General features: G+C 36.0%; 25 protein-coding genes, 1 tRNA gene and 3 pseudogenes. 20 read left to right on the top strand and 9 right to left on the bottom strand.

From position 1 onward, the window contains the following. The first annotated feature begins 7 nt into the window (after positions 1-7). Both OPR24_RS05110 and rpe read left to right on the top strand, forming a co-directional pair. On the top strand, positions 8-436 hold the full coding sequence (locus OPR24_RS05110; RefSeq protein ID WP_265032960.1) for a zinc-ribbon domain-containing protein: 429 nt from the start codon (positions 8-10) through the stop codon (positions 434-436). Between the two features lie 117 nt (positions 437-553). Continuing rightward, a complete protein-coding gene (gene rpe / locus OPR24_RS05105; protein WP_265032958.1) occupies positions 554-1,234 on the top strand; it encodes a ribulose-phosphate 3-epimerase in 681 nt (226 codons plus the stop codon). A gap of 202 nt (positions 1,235-1,436) precedes the next feature. Here the strand turns inward: rpe and pnp are convergent, their stop codons facing one another. From pnp to truB, 3 genes are read right to left on the bottom strand one after another with little or no spacing between them, the layout of a single operon-like run. Continuing rightward, positions 1,437-3,710 carry a polyribonucleotide nucleotidyltransferase gene (pnp, locus tag OPR24_RS05100; protein WP_265032955.1) on the bottom strand — a complete coding sequence of 758 codons (2,274 nt, stop codon included), beginning with the start codon at positions 3,708-3,710 and terminating at the stop codon, positions 1,437-1,439. A gap of 14 nt (positions 3,711-3,724) precedes the next feature. Further along, positions 3,725-3,997 carry a 30S ribosomal protein S15 gene (gene rpsO, locus OPR24_RS05095; protein WP_006279944.1) on the bottom strand — a complete coding sequence of 91 codons (273 nt, stop codon included), beginning with the start codon at positions 3,995-3,997 and terminating at the stop codon, positions 3,725-3,727. Positions 3,998-4,009: 12 nt separating this feature from the next. Then, positions 4,010-4,945 (bottom strand): tRNA pseudouridine(55) synthase TruB, encoded by a 936-nt coding sequence (gene truB / locus OPR24_RS05090; protein WP_265034013.1) that lies wholly within the window; start codon positions 4,943-4,945, stop codon positions 4,010-4,012. Between the two features lie 145 nt (positions 4,946-5,090). Between truB and OPR24_RS05085 the strand changes: the two genes are divergently transcribed. Then, the gene (locus OPR24_RS05085; RefSeq protein WP_265032953.1) at positions 5,091-5,810 is read left to right on the top strand and encodes a hypothetical protein; all 720 of its coding nucleotides are present in this window, start codon (positions 5,091-5,093) and stop codon (positions 5,808-5,810) included. A 57-nt stretch (positions 5,811-5,867) separates the two neighbouring features. On the opposite strand, the gene ribD is transcribed toward OPR24_RS05085, so the two are convergent. After that, positions 5,868-7,136 carry a bifunctional diaminohydroxyphosphoribosylaminopyrimidine deaminase/5-amino-6-(5-phosphoribosylamino)uracil reductase RibD gene (ribD, locus tag OPR24_RS05080; RefSeq protein ID WP_265032951.1) on the bottom strand — a complete coding sequence of 423 codons (1,269 nt, stop codon included), beginning with the start codon at positions 7,134-7,136 and terminating at the stop codon, positions 5,868-5,870. After that, positions 7,136-8,335 (bottom strand): deoxyguanosinetriphosphate triphosphohydrolase, encoded by a 1,200-nt coding sequence (locus OPR24_RS05075; RefSeq protein WP_265032949.1) that lies wholly within the window; start codon positions 8,333-8,335, stop codon positions 7,136-7,138. Before OPR24_RS05075 ends, ribD begins: the two co-directional genes overlap by 1 nt. Before the next feature lie 47 nt (positions 8,336-8,382). Between OPR24_RS05075 and OPR24_RS05070 the strand changes: the two genes are divergently transcribed. Next, a complete protein-coding gene (locus tag OPR24_RS05070) occupies positions 8,383-8,844 on the top strand; it encodes a HesB/IscA family protein (RefSeq protein ID WP_265032947.1) in 462 nt (153 codons plus the stop codon). 39 nt (positions 8,845-8,883) lie between these two features. Continuing rightward, positions 8,884-9,558, top strand: coding sequence for an ABC transporter ATP-binding protein (locus tag OPR24_RS05065; RefSeq protein WP_253309781.1), 675 nt, complete (start codon positions 8,884-8,886; stop codon positions 9,556-9,558). A gap of 246 nt (positions 9,559-9,804) precedes the next feature. Here the strand turns inward: OPR24_RS05065 and OPR24_RS05055 are convergent, their stop codons facing one another. Continuing rightward, a complete protein-coding gene (locus OPR24_RS05055; protein ID WP_265032945.1) occupies positions 9,805-10,503 on the bottom strand; it encodes an alpha/beta hydrolase in 699 nt (232 codons plus the stop codon). A 155-nt stretch (positions 10,504-10,658) separates the two neighbouring features. On the opposite strand from OPR24_RS05055, the gene OPR24_RS05050 reads away from it, so the two are divergent. Together OPR24_RS05050 and OPR24_RS05045 are read left to right on the top strand one after the other, a co-directional pair. Then, on the top strand, positions 10,659-11,795 hold the full coding sequence (locus OPR24_RS05050; RefSeq protein WP_265032943.1) for a cysteine desulfurase family protein: 1,137 nt from the start codon (positions 10,659-10,661) through the stop codon (positions 11,793-11,795). 687 nt (positions 11,796-12,482) lie between these two features. Next, positions 12,483-12,783: pseudogene (locus OPR24_RS05045) on the top strand (IS4-like element ISWosp8 family transposase); the annotation flags it as partial. 81 nt (positions 12,784-12,864) lie between these two features. Here OPR24_RS05045 and fumC read toward each other — a convergent pair. Continuing rightward, positions 12,865-14,259: a class II fumarate hydratase gene (fumC, locus tag OPR24_RS05040; RefSeq protein WP_265031507.1), complete on the bottom strand. Its 1,395-nt coding sequence runs from the start codon at positions 14,257-14,259 to the stop codon at positions 12,865-12,867. A 169-nt stretch (positions 14,260-14,428) separates the two neighbouring features. Between fumC and OPR24_RS06630 the strand changes: the two are divergent. Together OPR24_RS06630 and OPR24_RS05030 are read left to right on the top strand one after the other, a co-directional pair. Beyond that, positions 14,429-14,991, top strand: a pseudogene (locus OPR24_RS06630) (IS3 family transposase); the annotation flags it as partial. Positions 14,992-15,075: 84 nt separating this feature from the next. Continuing rightward, positions 15,076-16,087: pseudogene (locus OPR24_RS05030) on the top strand (IS630 family transposase). Here the strand turns inward: OPR24_RS05030 and OPR24_RS05025 are convergent. Together OPR24_RS05025 and OPR24_RS05020 are read right to left on the bottom strand one after the other, a co-directional pair. Beyond that, a complete protein-coding gene (locus tag OPR24_RS05025) occupies positions 16,044-16,688 on the bottom strand; it encodes an ankyrin repeat domain-containing protein (RefSeq protein WP_265032941.1) in 645 nt (214 codons plus the stop codon). The pseudogene OPR24_RS05030 and the gene OPR24_RS05025 overlap by 44 nt on opposite strands. An 8-nt stretch (positions 16,689-16,696) precedes the next feature. Next, positions 16,697-17,242 carry a J domain-containing protein gene (locus OPR24_RS05020; protein ID WP_265032938.1) on the bottom strand — a complete coding sequence of 182 codons (546 nt, stop codon included), beginning with the start codon at positions 17,240-17,242 and terminating at the stop codon, positions 16,697-16,699. Positions 17,243-17,953: 711 nt separating this feature from the next. On the opposite strand from OPR24_RS05020, the gene rpsL reads away from it, so the two are divergent. The 11 genes from rpsL (at position 17,954) to rplL (ending at position 25,282) form a co-directional block, all read left to right on the top strand. Further along, positions 17,954-18,328: a 30S ribosomal protein S12 gene (rpsL, locus tag OPR24_RS05015; RefSeq protein WP_265032936.1), complete on the top strand. Its 375-nt coding sequence runs from the start codon at positions 17,954-17,956 to the stop codon at positions 18,326-18,328. Positions 18,329-18,333: 5 nt separating this feature from the next. Beyond that, positions 18,334-18,813, top strand: coding sequence for a 30S ribosomal protein S7 (rpsG, locus tag OPR24_RS05010; protein WP_265032934.1), 480 nt, complete (start codon positions 18,334-18,336; stop codon positions 18,811-18,813). Between the two features lie 21 nt (positions 18,814-18,834). Further along, positions 18,835-20,907, top strand: a complete 2,073-nt coding sequence (fusA, locus tag OPR24_RS05005; protein WP_265032931.1) for an elongation factor G — start codon at positions 18,835-18,837, stop codon at positions 20,905-20,907. Positions 20,908-20,917: 10 nt separating this feature from the next. Continuing rightward, positions 20,918-22,090, top strand: coding sequence for an elongation factor Tu (tuf, locus tag OPR24_RS05000; RefSeq protein WP_264329094.1), 1,173 nt, complete (start codon positions 20,918-20,920; stop codon positions 22,088-22,090). Positions 22,091-22,103: 13 nt separating this feature from the next. Further along, positions 22,104-22,176 (top strand) — tRNA-Trp (locus OPR24_RS04995). 19 nt (positions 22,177-22,195) lie between these two features. Further along, entirely contained in the window at positions 22,196-22,396 is a 201-nt protein-coding gene (gene secE, locus OPR24_RS04990) for a preprotein translocase subunit SecE (RefSeq protein ID WP_205517846.1), read from the top strand. Next, positions 22,386-23,222 (top strand): transcription termination/antitermination protein NusG, encoded by an 837-nt coding sequence (nusG, locus tag OPR24_RS04985; RefSeq protein ID WP_320157134.1) that lies wholly within the window; start codon positions 22,386-22,388, stop codon positions 23,220-23,222. Before secE ends, nusG begins: the two co-directional genes overlap by 11 nt. 2 nt (positions 23,223-23,224) lie before the next feature. Further along, a complete protein-coding gene (locus OPR24_RS04980) occupies positions 23,225-23,665 on the top strand; it encodes an uL11 family ribosomal protein (protein WP_265032927.1) in 441 nt (146 codons plus the stop codon). Between the two features lie 4 nt (positions 23,666-23,669). Then, positions 23,670-24,323: a 50S ribosomal protein L1 gene (gene rplA / locus OPR24_RS04975; RefSeq protein ID WP_265032925.1), complete on the top strand. Its 654-nt coding sequence runs from the start codon at positions 23,670-23,672 to the stop codon at positions 24,321-24,323. Positions 24,324-24,335: 12 nt separating this feature from the next. Next, the gene (gene rplJ, locus OPR24_RS04970; RefSeq protein ID WP_253307300.1) at positions 24,336-24,854 is read left to right on the top strand and encodes a 50S ribosomal protein L10; all 519 of its coding nucleotides are present in this window, start codon (positions 24,336-24,338) and stop codon (positions 24,852-24,854) included. A gap of 26 nt (positions 24,855-24,880) precedes the next feature. Further along, a complete protein-coding gene (gene rplL / locus OPR24_RS04965; RefSeq protein WP_265032922.1) occupies positions 24,881-25,282 on the top strand; it encodes a 50S ribosomal protein L7/L12 in 402 nt (133 codons plus the stop codon). Positions 25,283-25,292: the final 10 nt, after the last annotated feature.

The following is a 25,292-nucleotide window of genomic DNA, read 5'->3' as shown; positions in this document are numbered from 1 at the left end:
AAGTACTATGAAAATACAATGTAATAGTTGTGCTAAAACTTACTTAGTATCTTCTGAGCAAATTGGTGCATTTGGAAGAAAGGTAAAGTGTACGAACTGCAATCATATATGGCATGAACATCTAGAAGAAGCGTCAAACAAATCGCACTCTGTTAATATACAGGAAAAAAAAATTAGTGGAAGGAATTTTTTACAAAATCTAGCATTTACCACTCTAGCTTTTGCAACAGCTACAGGGTTATGCGTCGTAATTGCTAATGGCATCTTTCCTAGAGAGATGAACAAAGCATACAAAACGATCAGTTCATATAAGGATTCAATAAGCTATAAATTAGGGTACAAAAAAGAACAAACAGAAAATCCAAATGTAAAAAAACTTGTTGTAAATAAGTTTTATCAAGACTACCTTTTTTTATCTAATTTAAGATCTAGTTAAATAGGCATAAACCATCGCCGATATCGGTATCCAGTTCCTATAGCTACTCAGATGATGCAAATAGTATTAGGGTGACAGAGTTTTAAAAATAAGTTATTTTTTAGTAAAAAACAGCTCATGAGGATTAAAATTGCACCTTCTATACTTTCAGCAGACTTTGCAAAATTAGGAGAAGAAGTAAGAAAAATTAGCGATTTAGGTGTAGATTACATACACATAGACGTTATGGATGGGAATTTCGTTCCAAATATTACAATTGGTCCTAGCGTTGTCTCTGCAATACGTAAATGTAGCAATCTTCCTTTTGATGTGCATTTAATGGTCAAATCTCCTGGTAACCACATTGAAAGCTTTATAAATGCTGGTGCTGATATTATCACTGTACATGCAGAAGCAGAGATACACCTTGAGAGGTTGATAAGAAAGATAAAGTCATACAAAAATGTAAACGACGTAAAAAAACCGATTCAAGCTGGAGTCTCAATTGTTCCTTCAACTTCCCCAAGTGTGCTTGAATACATAATACATGAGCTAGATATTGTGCTGATTATGACAGTCAACCCTGGCTTTGGAGGGCAGGAATTTATTCATTCACAGTTGAACAAGATATCTACTATAAAAAAAATGATACAGGAGCGTAATCTTAAAACACAAATTTCAGTAGATGGTGGAATTAACTTTTCTAACGCAGCTGATATAATAAAAGCAGGTGCTGATATTTTAGTTGCGGGATCGGCGATATTCAAGGCTGAAGATATTAAGAAGGCCGTAAATGATCTTAAAAATCCATCGTGGTAATCCTATATAGCTAGTGCAGCCCTACGTCATACCGCGATTCATTCGCGGTATCTCAGCCGCCAACACGTAGCGGAATGTTGGCAAACCTAAGATCTTTAGCTAGTTAACACAAATTATTTCTATTATCTACCAATTTGAAAAAGTCTCTGGTCCAAGTAGTTAAGCTACTTGGATGACAAGAGGTAACGCAAGAAGTTGACTCTTAATAAAAGCCTGATGATGAATCATTATTACCAAATTTCGGCCTATTTCTGTTGCTGAAACCAGAACGAGGACGAGAAGGCTTCTTATGGTAACTTCCTCCAGGTTTTCTATTAAATGAATTATTGTAATAATTATCCCTGTCATTTGGACCATCTTTCCTTTCCTCGTTGTAAAGCTCACCTTCAAAAAACTCTCCCGTCTCTTGATCAACTCGACGTCTTGACAACTTTGGACATCCACCTTTTTCGAAGTCAATTACTAGTGCTTTGAAAGTATCATCTTGTTTAAGTATGCTCTCTATAGAATCTATGTGTTCATTAGCTACTTCACTTATGTGCATTTTTCCTTTTCTGCCATTAAGAAATTCAAGCTCTACAATAGACTTCTCTATTTTTACAACTTTGACATCAACTATAGAACCTTGTTCTAGTTCTGTTATTGAATCAATCATCATACTCTTTGCAATTTCAGCTTCAGTGCCACTCGTGGCAAAAACAGAAACTTTACCATCATCTCCTATTTCAATTTTTGCATTACTTCTTTCACACACACTGCGTATATTTTTTCCTTTAGCACCAATAGCTGCAGAAATTTTGTCTTTATCTATGTAAAATGATAACATCCTTGGTGCATGGTCTTTGACGTCATCACTGTGTTCTGAAATCACTGCATTCATTTTTTCTAAAATATGTAATCTTCCAGCTTTTGCCTGTTCTAAAGATTTTTCAACAATTTCAAAGCTTATACCAGAAATTTTCATATCCATTTGTAGTGCCGTAACCCCTTCACTAGTTCCTGCTACTTTAAAGTCCATATCACCAAGATAATCTTCATCACCCAATATATCGGAAAGTATCACATACTCGTCTTTATCTTTAATAAGGCCCATAGCAACTCCAGCAACAGGGGCCTTTATTGGCACACCCGTATCCATTAAAGCAAGAGAAGTCCCACAAACTGTTGCCATAGAAGAAGAACCATCAGACTCCAAAATTTCGGACACTACTCTTATTGTATAAGGAAATTCAGATTTATCGGGTAAAACAGGATGAATTGCTTTCCAAGCAAGTTTGCCATGACCGATTTCTCTTCTTCCTGGTGCACGTGCAGCAGAAGTTTCTCCAACAGCAAATGAGGGAAAGTTATAATGCAACATGAAATGCTCACGTCTATCCCCTTCAATATCATCCACAATTTGCTCATCTTGAGTAGTACCAAGAGCAGTAACAACCAGTGCCTGAGTGTTGCCTCTTGTAAACAGCGCAGAACCGTGAGTTCTGGACAGAATATCAACTTCAACTTCTATCTGACGTATCTCATCATGCTTACGACCGTCTATCCTTACACCTTTCTTCCTAATTATTTCACGTACTAAAGATCTTTCAAAGTTTTTTACTGCATACGTAATTAACTTTTCATCTTTTCCAGTCTCTTTAAGAGTATTCAATATATTCTCTCTGACCGCTTCTAGAGCTTGAACTCGCTCTTGTTTTACTGTTTGCGAATATGCTTTTTCAAAATCTTTACCGTATTTTTCGAGCTCTTGTGTTATATCTGATGTATCAACAGGAGCAAAGCTTTCAGGCTTATTGCCAACTGTATCAGCAAACTCTTTTATGAGCTTAATGACAGGTTTAAGGTGTTCATGGCCAAATTTTATTGCATTAAAAACATTTTCTTCAGAGAGCTCTTTCACTTCTGACTCAACCATTAAAATCGAATTTTCATCACCAGACAAAAACAGATCCAAGCTGCTTGCTTTCATCTCTTGAACAGAAGGGTTGAGTATATAGTTATTATTTTCATCACAACCAACTATCACTCCAGCTATAGTAAAGTGAAAAGGAACACCAGAAATCGCAAGAGCTGCAACAGCACCAATCAATGCTGGCACTTCAGGAGGATTGACTGTATCATAAGTTAATAGATTACACACCACACTAATTTCATCATGAAATCCTTCTGGAAAGAGTGGCCTTACACTCCTATCTATTACTCTTGAGATTAAAGTTTCTCTATCAGATGGCTTGCCTTCTCTTTTAAAAAAACCACCAGGGATCTTACCCATGGCATAGCTTTTTGCGATAAACTGCACATTTAAAGGTAGGAAATCAACGCTTTCTTCCTTCTTTTTACGTACAACAGTTACTAAAACAGAAGTATCACCGTAATTTACAACTACTGAACCATGAGCTTGGCGTGCTATTTTTCCTGTTTCTAAAGATAAGGCACGACCACCCCACTCTATAGATTTTTTTATAATTTTAAACATACTAAATTCCTCGATTATTTTCTAATGCCTAACTTCTCTATTAATTCCTGGTAGGCTTCATTACCAAATTTACGCTTTATATAATTTAAGTGCTTGCGTCTTCTACCTATCAATATAAGTAAACCACGCTTAGAGTGATGGTCATGCTTGTGCACTTTAAAATGCTCAGTTAAGTTACTGATCCTCTCGGTCAAAATTGCACATTGTACAAAAGATGAACCTGTATCATCTTCTTTAATTGCATATATATTTATCAAACTCTTTTTCTTTTCGGATGTTATCGACATCTAAACCTCATTTTAAATATTAAAAACACGAATAGGTTTCATACAATCATAAATAAAACTGCAGATTGCAATAGGTACACTACCCACTATCGTACAACAAATATCATAATTCTTTAAATTACGCAAGTTATTTAATACAATTTCCTGACCTTTTCTGATTTTCCCCGCATCTTCTGGGGAAATTTCAACTTTGAACATCGATCTTAAAGCCGATTCAATGGGAATGATGAAACTTTTTGCATTACTCCCTGTACCTTCTATTACTCCAGTATCACCTTTTGTTATCGGAGAGTAAGTTATTGTGTTTCTTTCAGCGAGCTGTTCAATTGTCACTGATTCGTTTTCTCTAAAGTCACCTACCATAGTTCTTCTTAATTTCGTAATGTGTCCAAAACAATTTAATGCAATGCCAAGATCCCGAGCAATTGATCTCACATATACACCACTACCGCACATCATAGAAAAATTTGCACTATTATTTATGGTGTCCACAGATATCAATTTCAGTTCATGTATTTTGACTTGTCGGGGCTTTATATTCACCTTTTGCCCACTTCTTGCCAATTTATACGCCCTTGCTCCTTTTATTTTTATTGCTGAAAATTGAGGAGGAGTCTGCTTGATCTCACCAATAAAATTTTTAATTGCACAATTTATTTGACTATATTGAGGTTCTATAGTGCTAGTTCTAATGATATCACCATACAAATCATCCGTGGTTTTTTGTTCACCCCATTTTATTGTAAAATCGTACGCCTTTAAGTCACAAGATAAATACGGTATAGTTTTCGTTGCCTCGCCAAGAGCAATTGGCAATACACCTGAAGCTAAAGGATCAAGTGTTCCCAGATGACCAGCTTTCTTAATTCCAAAGATCTTTTTAACTTGGGTTACAGCTTGTGCAGAACTAATTCCTATTGGTTTATCAAGATTCAGCCAGCCGTGTATCATATGTGAATTATATACAGCTGATGACAGTTTAGGAAGCAGCTTGAAATATATACTTCAAATGATAATGTAAAAAATGGCTTGACCAACATGCATTATTAACATATACTTAATCTTTTTATTAGCCTTATTTAAGGGGACTATTATGACTACAGATAAAGATCAAACTATATGGAAGTGGGAAAACACTGCACCCATAACAAAAATGAGTATTGAAATTGCAGTTGCAGCTGCATCTTCAGCGGGAGCAATAACAGCAATATTAATTGCCACTAAAGTAATTGCTGGGCCTGCATCTTTAGCACTTGTTGCTAGCCCTGCTGGAATTGCAGTTCTATTTATTGCCGCTGTATATTTTGCTGCAGCAGCTTATGTTTCATATCAGCAAATGCATAAGAATGAAGGAATAAGAGCGAACAGTACAAATGGTAAGGATGGTAAAGACGCAAACTTTGCTGCTCTTGTTGGTGATGTGTTAAAGAGTGGTACAATTGTTGAAGAAACAGTTAAAAAAGAGGGCGAGAACGATGCTCAGCAATTATTCCTGACGCTTCCAATTGCTGATTATAAAGTACTAACAAAAAATAATGCATCAATTCATGTATTATTAAAAGATGGAAAAACTGTTAAATTTCAGCACGTAGCTCCTAAAGTTCAAGCTACTCAATATAAAGTGAAATTAATTAGCGTAGGTGGTAAAGATCAGCTTGCTGAAATGAAAAAAGAGTTAGATATGACTGATGATTCTAAGTCATTAAAAGTTGCGGTGAGTAATGAAGCTTTGGAAGCTTTAAAAGGTAAAGTAGCAACTAACTTAGCAGATGTTGCATTAGAAAATGCTATATCAAACGCTAAAAAAGTTTAAAGTTAATGAAAGAAGAGGTAGAGGTGGTTCTGCCTCTTTTTTTTCATTTGAGAAGAGTTACGGTAATCTATCCCACATCTCAACTACATCCTTACTAAACTCTATTATCTCTACTTTTTTAAATTGGTAACAGTTGTTGATGGATTGAATTCCTAAATTCCCTATAAAGGGGATGGCATCATTACCTAAAATTTTACCACTGCGGCAGATTATCAACCTGTCGATTAAATTACACTTTAATAGTTCTGTAATTAACACTCCTCCGCCTTCGACTAATAATCTTGTTATACCAATTGCTGAAACAAGTTTTGATGCCATGTCTTTTAGGCAGACTTTGCCGATAACATCAGGTTCCGATGTCATTCCAGCGCGTGACAATGGAATCCAGTTTTCATTATGCAATTGCTTGGTTGCAATTAAGTTTTCTGGATCCCAGTGTCTGGGCACTGGGATGACAGGAGAAGGCGTTGGAACGACAGGAGAGTGTGTTGGGGTGACGGAAGAGTGAGCTGGAATGACAGGAGGTTTGTGATTTGAATTGACTATCAAATAATTAATGTCTTTTATTTTTCTCTCTACTTCCTTATTTGTGATTACCCAAGTTATTACTTTATCTGCAGTCTTTGCAATATTTTGCTCTTCCTTCAATTTTGCTTGGCTATCTATAATTAGCCTTATTGGCGATCTACTTCCGAGTCCTGGTAATCTGCAAGTTAAGAGTGGATCGTCATTAATGAGGGTATTGCTGCCAATCATAACTGCATCATATTTTGCTCTAAGCTCATGTATCCAATTTCTCGTATCTTCACTTGTTATCCATTTGCTATCGCCTGTAAATGTTGCGATTTTCCCGTCAAGAGTTGTTGCGATTTTGCAAGCTATAAATGGTCTATGTAATTCTTTAGTGGTGAAAAAACCGACATTCAGTTCTTCTGCCTTTTTTTGCATAATACCTTGCTCAACTTCAATTCCTGCTTCTTTCAGAGCTTTAATGCCTCCACCTGAAACTCTACTATCTGGGTCAATAGTTGCAATTACTACCCTTTTTACACCAGCTTTTATGATTTTTGCAGTGCAAGGCCCTGTGACTCCGTGATGACAACATGGCTCAAGAGTGATATATACAGTTGCACCATGAGTTGAATCTTTAGTGTTTTGCAAAGCGACTACCTCTGCATGCGGACGTCCACCGATCCCTGTATATCCCTCACTAATAATTGTACCATCCTTTACAATAACACACCCGACAGCAGGATTTGGTGCAACATTTCCAAGATTCTTTTCTGCAAGCTTTAATGCAATTGACATGAAGTGATCATCTGTCATTAGAAAGAAGTCATTTCATAGGAGGTATCAAAAATTCTTCTGTGCTCGTGTATGGCAAATCTATCTGTCATACCTGAGATATAGTCACATATTATTACTGAACGCTGAGATTCACAAGCGAGTTTGCTCCACTCTGTGGGAAGTAATCCTGGGTTTTCATAAAAACATTGAAAAAGTTCCTGTATTATGCGTTTTGCTTTGTTCATCGTTCTACTCAGTTTATAGCTTCTGTATATTTTCTCCATGTTGAATCTTTTCATTTCTTTTGTAGCATTCGCAACTTCTGGTGAAAATGTGACTAGCATTTTATTTAGACTTCTTACGTCTTCTACGCTTTTTATTTTGTGATCTTCAATATTTCTTTCAGTCTGAGAAACAACATCACTTATCATAGTTCCTATAGTTCCACTCAGTGATTCATGTATGAGTTTGCTCTGAGGTAATTCTGAATATCTGCTCCTTATGTCTTTAAACATTTTTTCAATTAAAGGAACATTCAGCAAATCTTCGATGGTTACTAAATTCGCCCTGAGTGCATCATCAAGATCGTGAACACTGTAAGCAATATCATCGGCAATTGAAGCAACTTGCGCTTCAATGCTTGAAAATTCTTCAAGTTTTAGATCATATTTTTTGTTGTATTCTAGCAATAGCTGATTATTTGTGTGAGATACTGCATTCTGACCAAGTAAGGGACCGTTATGTTTTGCAACCCCTTCAATCACCTCCCAACTTAGATTCATACCATCAAAGTCAGCGTGTTTTTGTTCGAGGTAAATTAAAATCCTTATAGCTTGAACATTATGATCAAACTCATACTTCTCGTTATCAAGATTCAAATCTTGAACTGATTTCTTTAGAGCATCTTCACCTGCATGACCAAATGGAGGATGACCAAGATCATGTGCGAGCGCTATGCATTCAGTGATATCCTCATTTAAGCCAAGTCTACGCGCAATGGACCTTGCAATTTGTGCAACTTCAAGGCTATGAGTAAGCCGAGTGCGATAGTAGTCGTGCTCATAATTGATAAAAACTTGTGTTTTGTACTCCAATTTTCTAAATGCATTAGAGTGAATGATACGGTCCCTATCACGCTGAAAGCAGCTGCGATTCTCATCTTCTGGCTCTTTGAAGTATCTCCCTTTTGTTTTGCTTGGAAAACATGCATAATTTAATAGAAAATTATTGTTTGACATGTAAAATTTCTACTATAATAAGTTATCAATAATAAACGGTGGTTACTATGTCAACAAATTACAACATCAACTTAACTGATAATGCACTAAAAAAAATCCACTCTCTTGCAGAGCAGGAAGGGGATAATAGTTCCGTTTTACGGGTTGCAGTTTCAGGTGGTGGATGTTCTGGCTTCAAATACAATTTTCTTATGGATCAAATGAATAAAAATCTATCTTTGGATGATGAAGACGATGATTACGATGATGAGTTTGATGACGAAGACGAAGATGATGATTATGAAGAAAGCAAGGACTATAGAAGCTACTCCAGTTTTAGCGAAAAAGGCAAAGATATAGTAATTAATGATGAAAATGGCAATCCTGTATTAATGGTTGATAATTGTTCAGCAAAATTTTTAAATAACTCAGTTATAGATTATACTGAGGATCTCAGTGGTTCTGGTTTTCAAATAAAGAATACCCTTGCTAAGTCTCAATGTGGTTGTGGTAACAGTTTTTCGGTTTAATTATTACCAAAATTTAGATGCCTTCTGGGTCTTTTAAACATGGGTGATAATGTAGCTCTAGAACTAACTTCTGTAGATAAAAGCTTCAAGGACAATTCTGCTGTTGTAAAAGACATCAACCTAAGTGTCACAAGAGGGCAAGTAGTAGCGCTGATTGGCAATTCAGGTGCAGGAAAAACAACTATATTGCAAATCGCAGGCTTGTTGGACAAGCCAACTTCAGGTATAGTTACGATAGATGGAATAAATTGCACACAAGCCAATAATAAGCATAAAACCCATGTAAGAAGAAATTTTCTTAGTTTTGTTTATCAATTTCACTATTTGTTACAAGAGTTATCGGTGTTGGAAAATATTATGCTTCCTCAACTCATTGCAGGAAAAAGCAAAGCTGAAGCAAAAAAAAATTCGCAAGCAATGTTGGAAAAATTTGGTCTGGAAAACAAAGCAAGTAGCATGGTATCTGAAGTTTCGGGTGGGGAAAGGCAGAGAGTTGCAATTGCAAGAAGCATTGTAAATTCTCCAAAGCTTTTACTTGCAGATGAGCCAACAGGAAATTTAGATCCAACAAATTCTTTTAACGTGTTTTTACTGCTACATTCATACGTAAAGGAAAATAACAGCTCTATGCTTATAGTAACGCACAATCATCTCCTTGCAGAAAAGGCAGACTGCATTTTCCAATTGAGAGATCGATCATTAGTGAAGTTGTGAATAGGAAAAATAGCACAATTTAAAACTACCTATGCTTTATACTTATCTAACCAATGATCATTAACAGAGTACAACTCGCATGAAACGCTTTCATTGCTTTTTATACACGGACTTTTTAACTTACGCTGTTTACTTAGGGAACACCCCGATAACATAAACACAGCTAAAACAAAAAATAATAGCTTTTTAAACATAACAAAACCTTTTTATTTATATTACTACACTCATTTCTCTTGTTTGTAAAGGTTAGGCATATTCTTTTACCCTTACCTCTTTTTTGACCTTTTGAGAAGAAATAGCTGCACTGTTTAAGCGCAGTTTTATATAACCATCTACGATTTGAGTCACTTCCTCTTCTTTATCCCTTAGAAAGTGATTAGTATCGTCTATTATATGGTATTTCATGTGATCACTTTTTACTGAATTTATTAACCTTTTTGCTAATTCTGTTACATCGCTTTCTTCTGAGATTGTATCGTTACTGCTTTGTATTATAAGCCCAGAAACTGGACAGGGAGAAAGAAAAGAAAAATCGTACTTAGTTACCGGAAGAGAAAGAGCAATAAAACCCACTATCTCAGGGCGACGCATTGTTAGCTGCATAGCCACCCATGCTCCAAAAGAAAAACCAGCGATCCAAATTGGAACGTTGCTAGGATTATGTTCCTGAAGCCAATCAATAGCTACCGCAGCGTCAGTTAATTCTCCTATACCCTTATCAAAAGTTCCGGTAGATTTTCCCACACCACGAAAGTTAATTTTCAATGCAGAGAAATTGTTATCGATAAAAGACGTATATATACCATGTACAATTTTACTACCCATATTACCACCATATTGAGGGTGATGATGTAAAACCAGCACAACCGGCACGTTGGCATCTTTGCTTTGGTGGTATTCACCTTCTATCTTTCTTGTTGCATTATTCAAAAAAACTTCTACCACGGTAACTCCTAATAAAAACCTGCTTGACAGGTATTGATGACATGAATTATTAATTATGTATTAATTTCGCTGTTTTTGCAATAAATTTTTTATCGTGTTAAAGCTAACGTACATAGTTATGGCTATAGTTGATGGTAAACTTATTTAAGTGACAGATGAGTCCATTCTCTTTAGAAAATAGTGGTTACGTATATGCTGATTACAATGCAACTGCTCCAATTAGTGAGAATGTAAAAAAAAGTATATTTGAGGTCTTGTTAAAACAAACGCTCAATCCATCATCACTACATAAAAGAGGACAAGAAGCGAGGAAGATTCTTCAGAATGCAAGAGATAACATACGTGATGCTCTTGGTGTTCCAAGTGATAAAGAAATAGTTTTTACGTCTGGTGCGACTGAAGCGAATAACCTTGTTATGAGAGGAATAGCAGGCTATCTGCATGTAATTTCAGCTATAGAGCATCCTTCAATTCTTAATTCTGCATGTAATCCATATATAATACCCGTTAATCAGGAGGGCATTGTTGACTTTTTAGAGCTAGAAAAAATTCTAAGCGAACTTAAAGGAAACAAAGCAATAGTTTCAGTTATGATGGCAAATAACGAAACCGGAGTTATTCAGCCTGTTAAGGAAATAGCTGAAATAGCACACAAATTTGGAGCAATTTGCCACACTGACACTGCTCAAAGTGTTGGAAAAATTAAAGTTAATATGGAAGATTTAGGAGTGGATTTACTCACTTTATCCGCCCATAAATTTGGCGGTGTAGCAGGCAGTGGAGTTTTAATATTCAATAAAGAACTTGCGATAGAACCTATTATAATAGGTGGTGGACAAGAGAAGGGATTTCGTGGTGGTACGGAAAATATTGTTGCGATTGCAGGCCTTTCTGCTGCACTGCAAAATATTACAGACCTTCTATCAAAAATGGATGAAGTAAAGGAGCTACGTGATCAATTAGAGTGTGAATTATTAAATCTTGCCAGTGATATAAGAATCTTCGGTAAAAACTCTAAGAGGCTGCCAAACACAAGTTTTATTTATATGCCAGGAGTAAAGAGTGATGTGCAGCTCATGCATTTTGACTTGAATCATATTGCAGTTAGTAATGGTTCTGCATGTTCTTCTGGAAAAGTTGAGCCTTCCCATGTTTTGCTTGCAATGGGGGCAACAAAAGAGCAAGCAGAGTGTTCAATTAGAATCAGTATAGGTCCAGAAACTAAACCACAAGACATAAAAAAAATAGTGGATTGTTGGTATAATATCTACAAGAAGAACACCTTGGTATAGATAATATGTGGTATCATGCAGGGAGCTATAAATTAGATGTAAAAACTTACTTGACACCCTTCGCCAGCCCCCTTATCATGAAACTGAAGCTATTTATTTATCTTCGCAATCTCTGCAGTGGATTAATGACAAAAAAACTTAATGTATTTGGCATAAATCATGCTTAATTTTTTGCACTATGTGCACCTCATGTCTTTATAAAACTTTAGGTTTCTACCTATACAAGCCGAAACGCGCTTATAAAGCGTTTAAGACAGTAAAAGACGTCAAATAGACAAGGGAGAATTTGAATACTAGCTACCCTAGGGTTTCTTTGCCTTTTTTTTCCATTCAGTAAATTTCTTAACGTTTATAATTTAGGTTAACTGCATTTAAAAGCAGCTAAATTGTAGCGTTTAAGACTTAAAAAACGCCATACTTGAAAGTATAATGTAAGTAACTAGCCAACCACGGGGCTTCTTTTGCCTTTTTTTTCGTTTGGTAAATTTCTTAATGTTTGTAGCTAAAGCAATTTAAGAGACCGAAAATGGTGTCATTCCAGTGCTTGACACTGGGCACTTTAGACAATGTTACAAAAATAATATCATAGAATTCAATAGGATAATTCCTGGTGTACAGTCCCAGAGTGTGATGGTATGATAAAATATGAGAAAACAATACCATCAAAGGAGGAATTATGGGACCATACACCTAGAGGCTGTATTACAAGAATTTTGGGCAAACTTAGTTATGTGTAATATATTATCGCTTCATATGTGTGATGCACAAGGGCCTTGGAACCCAGATCAAATTACTGAGTATCGTTTAAATTTTTCAGTTTTATTTGGTGTAATGAGGCAGAAACTCTATCAAGTACTTATTGCGCCAAAAAACTTTCAAGCCCTTTTTGATAGAGCAAGCATGCGTGCTAAAGTTAAAATTCGACCAGGGCAGCCACAATAAGGTAGATAAGCCCAAACGCCATCATGTTTTTAGGAGAGTTTGCTAATGGAGGCTCTTAGGTTGACGCCATTGGCTGAACGGATACCTCTTAACTTGACGCGTATGGTTTATTTAACACTCCCAACGGTTACAAATAATTCACCATTTCTTCTGGTTTCACTATCCTTTCAAACTCCTCCTCAGTGAGCAGTTGAAGTTTTGCTGCTGCTTCTTTTAGAGTGATATTTTCTTTATAAGCAAGCTTCGCTATTTTTGCTGCATTGTCATACCCTATATGCGTATTTAATATAGTGACCAACATTAACGACTGATTCAGTAAATCTTTTATCCTCTCTTCATTTGCCTTAATACCAACTACACATTTTTCTGTAAAATTTAAACTTGCATCAGCTAAAAGTCTTATAGACTGCAAAACATTGTAAATTATCACTGGCTTAAACACATTCAATTCAAAATGACCGTTTGAACCACTAATGGTCACAGCAACATGATTTCCCATAACTTGAGTGCACACCATAGTTACTGCTTCACACTGAGTTGGATTCACTTTACCTGGCATAATTGAAGAACCAGGCTCATTTTCTGGTAACATTATTTCCCCAATTCCGCATCTTGGACCAGAACCAAGCAACCTTATATCATTTGCAATTTTCATTAAACTGACTGCTACTGTATTGAGTGTTCCACTGAGCTCAACTAAAGCATCGTTTGCTGCTAGCGCTTCAAATTTATTGCCTGCTGAAGTAAATGGAAGATTAGTAATTTCTGCAACTTTGCTTGAAAAATCTTCAGCAAAACCCTTTTTAGTATTGAGTCCTGTGCCAACCGCAGTGCCACCTTGTGCAAGCTCGTATATACCACTTAAAGTTGATTTTACTCTCTCTATCCCCTTTTTAATCTGGGCTGCATAGCCAGAAAACTCCTGTCCCAGTGTTAGGGGCGTTGCATCTTGTAAGTGAGTACGTCCTACTTTTATTATATTTTTAAATTCCTGAACCTTATTATCCAGCACCTTATGCAATTTTTCAAGATTTGGAATAAGCAAGCAGTTTATTTGCTCTGCTGCTGCTATATGCATTGCTGTTGGAAAGGTGTCATTTGATGACTGACCATAATTCACATGGTCGTTTGGATGTATCGGAGATTTACTACCCAAATTACCACCTAAAATCTCTATTGCGCGATTGCTGATCACTTCATTCATATTCATATTAGTCTGCGTTCCGGATCCGGTTTGCCAAACAACAAGCGGAAATTCATTATTAAATTTGCCATCTATTACTTCCCTTGCGGCTGCGCAGATTGCGTCCCCTACCTTATTATCTATGCTACCCTGCTTCATGTTAACACGTGCTGCTGCAAGTTTTACTATTGCTAATGCTTTAATCAGAGGCTCTGGCATTTTTTCTGTGCCAATCTTAAAATTTTCTAAAGAACGTTGAGTCTGCGCTCCCCAGTAATGTTCACTTGGTACTTTTACTTCCCCTAAGCTGTCTGATTCTATTCTCGTTTTTCTATCCATATTTTCCTTCTTAGCGTCATGCAAACTGGTTAACTACATAATTTTTTCATGTCTACTTCTTGGTTAATTAAATCATACTAGATCCAAGTAGTCAAGTGTGACCTTACCCAGAAAAAGTAGAGAGAAAGTTAAGACGTTTTTGGAGTAAAATAAAACGTTTTTTCAAAATATGGCAAATAGAAGGGAATATACAGCAGGATTCAAATTAGAAGCTGCTAAGCTGGTTAAAGAAACAGAAGTACAAAAATAGCAAAAGATCTAGGCATAGATGGCAGTATGTTAAGTAAATGGGTAAGAAAATATGATGGAAAAATGTCAGAAGCATACGCATTTCCAGTCAAAGGCCCCTTATGACAAAGAGAGATTTGATTTACAGAAAGAGTTAGCAAAAGTAACAAGAGGAAGAGACATTTTAAAAAAAGCCCTGGCCAGTAAAAAAGAGTAAAATATTTTTTCATAAAAGAGCATAGTAAACACTATAAAGTGCAGTAATTATGTAGGGTTTTGAATGTATCTGCTAGTTGCTACTATAAGTGGACTACAAGGAAAATAAGCAGTAGAGAATCAGCAAATAAAAGCAGATATTCAAAAAAAGCTTCTAAATGTAGATATGGAGCTCCTAAAATTCATGCTGAATTGAAGGCTTTAGGTAAAAGTTGCAACTTGAAAACAGTGCAAATTATTATGCAGAAAAATGGTATTCGGGCTATATTGAGAAGAAAATTTAAAACTAATACCAATTCCCACTATACAAAGAACGGATAGACAATAATGGGAAAAAAGCCATACTAAAGTAAGTGAAGTAGCGAGGTATAAATGGCATTAAGATCAAAATTATTGGATGAAAAAGTAGTAGAATCAGCAAAAGAAATGCTGAAGAAAGTAAGGAACAATGTATATGTTTCAAAAAAACTAAATGCTGTAATTGCGGCAAAAAAGCATAGTATAACGGCTGTAGCAAAAATATATTGAATTTCAAGAAGCGCACTAACTTCGTGGATAAAACTCTTGAAATTTGGCAGAGAAGAAAAACTGTTTGCTCCTCCATCACGCCGTAGAAAAACTAAATTAAATCAGGCTCAACTACAGCAAATTGAAGCATGTATAGAAGAAAATCCTAATATTACCATTAAAGAAATGAGAATAAGAATCCAGGAAAAGTTCGGATTAAATATCAGCAAATCTACAGTACACCGCCATATGCAAAAGATGAAATTTTCATATATTACACCAAGACCAGTACACAACGTACAAGATAAAAGTAAACAAGAGGAATTCAAAAAAAAATCTCAATGAAGTTATTGGCAAGTATCCAGAAAAAGAGCTATTTTTCTTTGATGAATCAAGGTTTGGCACACATTCGAAAGTTGGGCATGGATGGTTTAAAAAAGGCACTAGGACTCGGGTTAAAATAAAATTAGGTAGGCATAATTTTTATCTCTACAGTGCAGTTAATCCTAAAAATGGAGAGAGTTTTAGCTTATTTGCACTAAATGTTAACACTGATTGCATGAATGTATTTCTTGAGCAAATGTCGCAATATCTAGGGACAAGAGAAGCTGTTCTTGTTATGGACTGTGCTAGTTGGCATAAGTCAAAAAATTTAAAGGTAGCTAAAAATATTGAGATTATATACCTACCTCCATATTCACCTGAACTCAATCCTGTTGAGAGGCTTTGGTTATACATAAAACAGAACATTTTGCGCAATAAAATATACGATACAATTGCTCTGCTTTAGGGTGCTTTGTGCAAATTTATTACTTCTCTTGCCAGCTCCACAATTAAACAACTCTGCAATTTCTCCTATTTGACTGACCAACAATGAGAATTGGTATTAGTAGCACTTCAACTTTACTGTTTCCGAAAGATGCAGAAGTTAGCTCTATTAGGCCACCCGTATCACAGTCATAAACCTTTCCTTTAGGATCTGCACCATATTTTAAAAGCAGTTCTACAAGATCAACGTCACCTCTTCTGCAAGCACTACCTAATATAACGTTAGGGTCTGCACGATATTGCAGTAATAACTCTATAATTTCGTTGTACCCCTTTTCAAATGCTGAGTATAGTGCAGAATTACTGTTGGCAAGAAGAGGGTCAGCACCGTACTTTAATAGCAACTCTACAACCTTGCTATTCCTGCGATAACACGCCCAGTATAATGTAGAATCACCGTTATCGTTTTTTATGTTCGGATCAGCACCATGTTTCAGAAGTAGTTCCGTAATTTTACTATCCGCATTACGGGGTAACCCAAACATAATATGGGCAAATAATGCAGTATCACCATTTTTGCTTTGTATATTAGGGTTAACACCATGTTTCAGGAGTAATTCTACAACTTCATCATAACAGCCACTACAAGCCTGATGTAACGCAGTGTCAACGTATTCGTCTTGTACGTTACAATTAGCACCATTTTCCAAGAGTAGCTTTATATAGCATTTCTCGTAATAGTACGAATAGGGTAAGATATGTGCTTATGGCTATGGTAGGACAGTAGCATATTATGCTCTGTTCGGATTATTGTGAAAAGAGCTATAATTTTAATGTTCCCCCCTTTAAGCACAGAAAGCATCAGTGCTGGACAGGCATATATATTATCATTAATATAGTCACCAAATTTCTCATCTTTACTGCTCTTGAACTTGGAAAAAAGTTTTTTCAGAAATGCTGTATTTCCCTCTGAGATAGCCTCATATAGATAAAACTTTAAATCTGCACGAGAATTAATTTCATCTAAATTTTCATCAGTCAGTTTTGTAACTTCTTCCGTATCTTTTCCAGTGAAAAGGTTATATACAGCACCTAATTCTTTAAATTTCTCCTCATTTTGTTTTTGCACATCCTTACTCGCACCTGAATGTTTATCAGGATGATATTCAAGGGCTAACTTTCTATATGCTACTGTAATTTCTCGTTCACTGGGGTTATCACCCTCACTAAAACCTAATATTTCTAAAGCTTCCTTTCTATTCACAATAAATCCCCTACCAAAATATCTTAAGTTAATTATAACCCAAGATTTCAAAAAGCAAAGCTTTTTATGTCAAACTGTGCCTGTTGCACAATTCCATAATTGTACAAACATTGTCTACAAGGAGGGTGTCATTCCAGCGTGTGACGCTGGCGACCCCTACCGTCATACCGCCGCGGCGCTAACAAGCAGCGGGATGACGATTGTCGTTTAGCTATAAAATTTAAGAAAATATTTAAGAAATTTACCAGATAAAAAAAAAGGCAAAGAACTCCCGTAGTGCGAGTTTTGACCCTATAATAATTTAAACTGACGCTGTAATAATGTGCTAACGCTTAAAATAAGCGCGATTTGGCTGAATGTAGAAAAAATAAAAAAGACATACAGCCGCTATAATTCTATGTAATCCGCTAATAAATACCCTAAGTTTTTTACTGAATTTTGTCATTGAGCCTGCAGGTCAAAAACAAGTTTTGAGTCATAAATACCCTTATTGTTATAATAAGGGGCCTGGCGGAGTTTGTCAAGGAAGTTTTTCGTTTCCACTGAATGACAATTGTGGCTTGGGAGGTAGTGCAAGAAGTCTACTGATGGCTTTCAAAGCAGTTGAGCTTAATTATTAGAGTAGTAATGTTTATTTTTATATTGACTATTGAGGTTTATTATTTTATAACTAAAAACTTAGTTATTTTAATGAGCTTGAGTTTATAACATATGCCTACGATAAATCAATTAATACGTAAAGGTAGATTAGGATTGACCCATAAGAAAAAGGTACCAGCTTTGGGAGAAAGCAACCCTCAAAGGAGGGGTGTTTGCACTAAGGTGTATACTACAACTCCTAGGAAGCCTAACTCAGCACTCCGTAAAGTAGCCAGAGTAAAAATTAGTGAGTATGGTGAAGTGACAGCTTATATACCTGGTGAAGGTCATAATTTACAAGAGCATTCTGTTGTTTTGATACGTGGTGGGCGGGTTAAAGATTTGCCAGGTGTGCGTTATCACATAATAAGAGGTGCCCTTGATCTGCGTGGTGTGCAAAATCGAAAGAAAGCTCGTTCAAAATATGGTGTAAAGAAATCTGGTTAAAGTTTATGGCTCGTCGGAATAAAGCAAAAAAAAGAGAAATAAGTCCTGATTCGCGTTATGGCAGTGTTTTGCTGATGCGTTTCATTAATACAATCATGAAATGTGGTAAAAAATCTACTGCAGAAAAGATTATCTATGACGCTTTGTCTTTAGCTGAAAAGAAAATAGGCGAAGGTGGGTTATCAATTTTTGAAACAGCGGTAGGAAATATTACTCCTTCTATAGAAGTGCGTTCTCGACGCATTGGTGGTGCAACTTATCAAGTGCCTGTTGAAGTTCGACAAGATAGAGCGATTTCTTTAGCGTTAAGGTGGATTGCTAAAGCAACTTCTGCTGCTCGAAAAAAGAGTGGAAAAACCACTGTTGATTGTTTGCAATCTGAAATACTGGATGCTTATAATAAACGCGGTGGTGCGTTTAAGATGTGCGAAGAAAAATATAAAATGGCTGAGGCTAATAAGGCATTTTCTCATCTTCGTTTTTAATGTTAGCTAATTAATTGTGATATGGAAATTGGGATATCTAAATACAGAAATATAGGAATAATGGCTCACATAGATGCTGGTAAGACTACCACAACAGAGCGTATTTTATTTTATACTGGTAAGCAAAATAGAATTGGTGAGGTGCACGATGGGGCAGCTTCTATGGATTGGATGGAGCAGGAAAAAGAGCGTGGTATTACAATCACATCTGCTGCAACAACATGTTTTTGGAATGATCATAGGGTCAATATAATAGACACTCCAGGTCACGTTGATTTCACTATAGAAGTTGAGAGATCTTTAAGGGTTTTGGATGGTGCAGTTGCTGTATTTGATGGAGTTGCTGGAGTTGAACCTCAATCTGAAACAGTTTGGCGTCAAGCTGATAAATATAGCGTTCCTCGTATCTGCTTTGTTAATAAGATGGATAGAATAGGGGCAAATTTTTATCGATGTGTTGATATGATAAAGACGAAGCTTGGTGCAGCACCTTTAGTCATTCAATTGCCAATAGGAAGTGAGAAAGATTTCAAAGGTATAATTGACCTTATTTCTATGAAAGCCATTATATGGCAAGAAGAAACGTTGGGTGCTAAATTTTCTTATGAAGATATTCCTTCTGATTTGCTTGACAAGGCTCAAGAATATCGAAATCTTTTATTAGATGCTGCAGCTGAGATGGATGATGAAGCGATGAATACTTACTTTGAGTCTAATGATCTGCCAGTAGATTTACTGAAAAAATGCGTGAGAAATGGAACCATCAAAGGAAAATTTGTTCCTGTATTATGTGGATCAGCTTTTAAAAATAAAGGCGTACAACCACTTTTAGATGGTGTGGTTGACTTTTTACCTTCTCCTATTGATGTTGATGTAATTGTTGGAACTGATCCTAAAGATTCAGAAAAGAAAATTGAGATCAAACCTTCAGAAAAAGAGAAATTCGTTGCTCTTGCGTTTAAAGTGATGACGGATAAGTTTGTAGGCAGCTTGACGTTTATTCGTATTTATTCCGGTAAGTTAAAATCCAAATCCGCTGTGTTAAATGCGGGAAAAAATGAGACTGAAGGAATTGGCAGAATGCTGCTTATGCATGCAAATAACAGAGAAGATATAAACGAAGCTAAAGTTGGCGATATAGTTGCCTTAGTTGGATTAAAGAGAACAATTACTGGTGACACTTTATGTTCACCTGATTTTCCTATATTATTAGAGCGTATGGAATTTCCTGAGCCTGTTATTGAAATTGCTGTGGAACCTAAAACTACTTCAGATCAGGAAAAATTAGGTGTTGCTTTAAATAGATTGGTTGCAGAAGATCCTTCTTTAAGAATGTCAGTAAATGCGGAGAGTGGACAGACTATATTGAAAGGCATGGGTGAGCTGCATCTTGAGATTATTGTTGATAGAATGAAGCGCGAGTTTAACGTTGAAGCTAACGTCGGTGCGCCTCAAGTTGCATATCGTGAAACTATCACTAAATCTGTTGAAATTGATTATACTCATAAAAAACAGTCCGGCGGTGCTGGCCAATTTGCAAAAGTAAAGATTATATTTGAACCTCTTGAGCCTGGTTCTGGGTTTCAATTTGAAAGTAAAATTGTAGGTGGTACAATTCCAAAAGAATATATTCCTGGTGTACAAAATGGTTTAGAGTTGATAAAAGAAGGAGGCATGATCTCTGGTTTTCCGGTTATTGATTTTAAGGCTACCCTTATTGATGGTGCTTTCCATGAAGTTGATTCTAGTCCTTTAGCTTTTGAACTTGCTGCTAAAGGTGCTTTTAAAGAGATGGCAAATAAAGCTGGTCCAAAAATGTTAGAACCTATAATGAAAGTTGAAATCATTACGCCTGAAGAGTATATGGGCGATATCATGGGCGATGTAAATAGCAGAAGGGGGCAAGTTTCAAGTATGGAAACGCATAATAGTAGCACTATAATTCTTGCTTTCGTACCTCTTGCGAATATGTTTGGTTATATAAATGTTTTGCGTTCTATATCTCAGGGAAGAGCTCAGTATAGTATGCATTTTTCTTATTATGAACAAGTACCACAATATGTGGTTGATGAGTTAAAGTTAAAGTATAATTAAGGTAATAATTATGACAGCAGTAGTGGAAGCATTTGGAAAGCCGCATGTAAATGTGGGAACAATAGGACATGTGGATCATGGGAAGACAACGTTAACAGCGGCAATAACAAAGCATTATGGAAATTTTGTAGCGTACGATCAGATAGATAAGGCGCCAGAAGAAAGGAAAAGGGGGATAACGATAGCAACAGCGCATGTTGAGTATCAGACGGAAAAAAGGCATTATGCACACGTTGATTGTCCTGGACATGCTGACTATGTAAAGAACATGATAGTAGGTGCAGCACAGATGGATGCGGCGATATTGGTAGTGTCGGGGGTTGATGGGCCAATGCCACAAACGAGAGAGCATATATTGCTAGCGAAGCAGGTAGGTGTTGGATATATCGTGGTGTATATAAATAAAGCTGATGTTGCTGATGCTGATATGATAGATTTGGTAGAAATGGAAGTGAGGGAATTGCTGAATAAATACGGATTTCCAGGGGATGAAGTGCCTGTAGTAGTGGGGTCTGCGTTGAAAGCGCTGGAGGATGACAGTAGCGAATATGGAAAGAAATCAATAGATAAATTGATGGAAAAGTTAGATGAGTATGTGGCGGTTCCACCAAGGCCTGTGGATTTACCATTTTTATTGCCAATCGAGGATGTATTTTCGATATCGGGGCGAGGAACGGTGGTAACAGGAAGGATAGAGAAGGGAGAGATAAAGACGGGAGAAGAGATAGAAATAATAGGTCTGAAAGCGACGCAAAAGACGATATGCACAGGTGTAGAAATGTTTAAGAAGTTGCTGGATAAGGGGAGTGCAGGACTCAATGTAGGAATATTGTTAAGAGGAACAAAAAGAGAAGAAGTGGAGAGAGGGCAAGTATTAGCAAAACCGGGGACGATAACGCCGCATAGAAAGTTTAGGGCGGAGGTTTATATATTAAAGAAAGAGGAAGGAGGAAGGCATACACCATTTTTTGCGAATTACCAGCCACAGTTTTATTTAAGGACAACGGATGTAACTGGGAGCATAAAATTGCTAGATGGGAAGGAGATGGTAATGCCAGGAGATAATGTGAGTGTAGAAGTAGAATTGCAAGTACCGATAGCAATGGATAAGGGATTGCGTTTTGCGATAAGAGAAGGCGGTAGAACTGTTGGTTCTGGTGTTGTTTCTGAAATTTTGGAGTGAGAGTTTGAGTTATAGGAGTGTAGCTCAATTGGTAGAGCGCTGGTCTCCAAAACCAGAGGTTGTAGGTTCAATTCCTATCGCTCCTGCATTAATGTTGTGGTGAAAATGTTAAAAAGTTTGTGTGTTTTTTTCTATGATATAAAGCAAGAAATACGAAGAATTGCTTGGGTAAAGAAACAGGAGGTGTTGTCATCTCTATTTGTTGTGATGATTGTTATATTATGCTTTTCGATTTTCTTCTGTTTTGTGGATTTTATGTCTCTTTACGTAATTAAGGCTTTATTTGGAATTATTTATGGAATGTGAATATAAATGGTATATCATTAGAGTTGATTATGGATATGAGCAAAATATACGCGAATTGGTAAGTAATGCTGTTTATTTTAAGGAAGTGTTTATTCCTTATCAAACGGTATGTAATTCAAAGTCTGATATAAAAGAGTTATGTGAAGTGTATGTATATATGCATCTATGTGATGAAAGCAAAAATATTTTGAATCAAACGCCTGGATTCTGCAGTGGCGAATCTGGTGATTTTGAGATGATTTCAGATGATGAGATAAGTTTAAAGTGTAAAGAATTTAATAGATATAAATGGTATATCTTGAGAGTTGCTTCCAATTGTGAAGAGAAAGTGCGCCAACATATATTGGAAAATTCTATGAGATTGAGTGTTAATGGTTACTTTAAGGAAGTTTTTATTCCATATGAAGAGCTAAGTGAAGTAGAGTTGAAATCTAAGAAAATTGCTACACGAAGGAAATGCTTTCCTGGTTATGTCTTTTTATACGTGAATTTATGCGATGAAGTATTGAATTTTATCAATAATATACCAAAATCTCTTAAGGTTTATGGGTTTTTGAAAAATGGTAATATTCCAAAGGTGATTTTGGACGATGAGATTCACTCAATGTGTAATGCACTTTATAATGCTCAAGAGACAAAGAAGTTAGGTTATGGTTATGAAAAAGGTGAAAAAGTGAAAATTAATGATGGTCTTTTTCAAAATTTTACCGGTAAGGTAAATATGGTAAAAGATGAGAAAAAAATTATTAATGTGGAAGTATCAATTTTAGGTAAGCCGACAATAATAGAGCTTGATCTGGCTCAAGTAGAGAAAATAGAGGATTAATTATGAGTGTTATAGTTGCTAAGATTAACTTACTTATGGAAGCTGGGAAAGCAATTCCAGGACCGAAAATTGCTTCAGTACTTGGTCCACGTGGTATACCTGTTCCTAAGTTTTGTGAAGCTTTTAATAAAGTTACTAGCGCTGCTAACGCTAATTATAAAGTAGGCGATTTAGTAACAGTGCGAATTTCCATAAAGGATGATCGCTCTCATGATTTTACTGTCAGCGGTCCACCTGTGGCTTATTTACTTAAGCAGGAGGCTAAATTAAGTAAAAGTTCTGGTAATCCTGGTAAAGAATTAGTGGCTAAATTACCTATATCTGCTATAATTAAAGTGGCAAAGTGCAAGATGGTTGATATGAAAGTGGATAATGAAAATTCAGCAGTGAAAATGGTTGTAGGCACTGCAAAATCTATGGGTATAGAAGTTGTGGAAGGTTAGGTAAATGAATACATATAATGATAATCCTAAGCAGTGTTTGAAGAAGATTATTAAGTCTGCTTCAGCAAAATTTAATGAATCAGTTGATATTGCAGTCAATTTAGGCGTAGATTCACGTAAATCTGAAGAGCAGGTACGTGGTACAGTAGTTTTGCCTAAAGGTATCGGGAAGAATATTAAAGTAGCTGTTTTCGCTCAAGATAAACATTTATTAGAAGCTGAAAAAGCTGGTGCTGATATTGCAGGAGGAGAGGATTTAGTTGAAGAAATAAAAAAAGGTAGAAAATTAGATGTTGATTGGTGCATTACTACTCCTGATTTTATGGCAAAAATCACCCCTATTGCAAAAGTATTGGGTGCTAAAGGGCTGATGCCTAACCCTAAATTTGGTACTGTGACTTCTAACATTGCAGAAGCTATTAAAACCATTAAGTCTGGTCAGATAAAATTTAGAACAGATAAAAATGGTGTTATTCATGGTAAATTAGGAAATATTAAATTTGATATTGATGACTTGCTAGAAAATTTAAAAGCCTTTCTTAAAGTAATTAAAGATAATAAACCTATTTCTGCGAAAGGAATTTACTTTAAGGGTGTTTTTTTAAATTCAACTATGGGTGAAGCTTATAAGATAAGCAAAGTGGAAGATATAATTTAAGGGAGTGATACCGTGAAGCGTAAAAATAAGGATGAATTTATACAGAGCACAATAAACGTATTTGTAAATAATGATTTCTTGATATTAGTAAATTTTAAATCTATAAATGCTAATGATTCATTAACTCTGAGGAATAGCCTGAAGTCTATAGCAGGTGGGGTATTAGTAGTTAAAAACACTCTAGCGCGCTTGGCTTTGGAAAGGACTGGTAAATTTTCTTATTTATCAGGCAAATTTTCTGGTTCTGTTGCTATTATATACTCTAGTGGCATAGTAGAAGCTGCAAAGTTAATAGTTGATTTTATTAATGCTAACAAAGAAAAAATGTCTGTGATTTGCGCGGCTCATATAAATGAATTGTTAACAGTGGAAGATGTTAATAAACTGGCTAAGTTGCCTTCTCTGGATGAATTGCGTGTTAAAATTATGCGTTTAATATCTTATGATATTCCTGCTCGATTGGCGTTGTCTATTAATTCATCTTCGATGAGGCTTATGAGAGTTTTGGATTATTATAGTTCTAAAAAATAAATTTGTTGTTAAGTAAGGTGGTAATTATGAGTAATGTAACAAGTGATTTGGTTGATAAAATATTATCTTTAAACCTATTAGAGGCTTCTGAACTTGTAAAAGTTCTAGAAGAGAAAATAGGGTTGCCTGCTGGTTCTTTTCTTGGTGGGGCTGTTGGTGCTGGGGCGCCTATTAGTGATAATGCTACTGCTCCTGCTGCTCAAGAAAAAGCTGAGTATAAAGTTGTGATTAAAGAAATTGATGCGAGTAAAAAAATAGGAGTTATTAAAGCTGTAAGAGAAGTTAATTCTACATTGGGTTTAAAAGAAGCAAAAGAGTTGGTTGAATCTTTACCTAAAGATTTAACTGCTAATGTTCCTAAAGACGAAGCAGAAAAAATCAAGCAAAAACTTATTGAAGCAGGAGCAACTAAAGTGGAGCTTGAATAATATTTAATGT

The sequence above is a fragment of the Wolbachia endosymbiont (group A) of Sicus ferrugineus genome, assembly GCF_947251515.1.
Classification (GTDB): Bacteria; Pseudomonadota; Alphaproteobacteria; order Rickettsiales; family Anaplasmataceae; genus Wolbachia.
The sequence above is the reverse complement of the archived record's forward strand: the minus strand, read 5'-3'. Positions and strand labels throughout refer to the sequence as shown.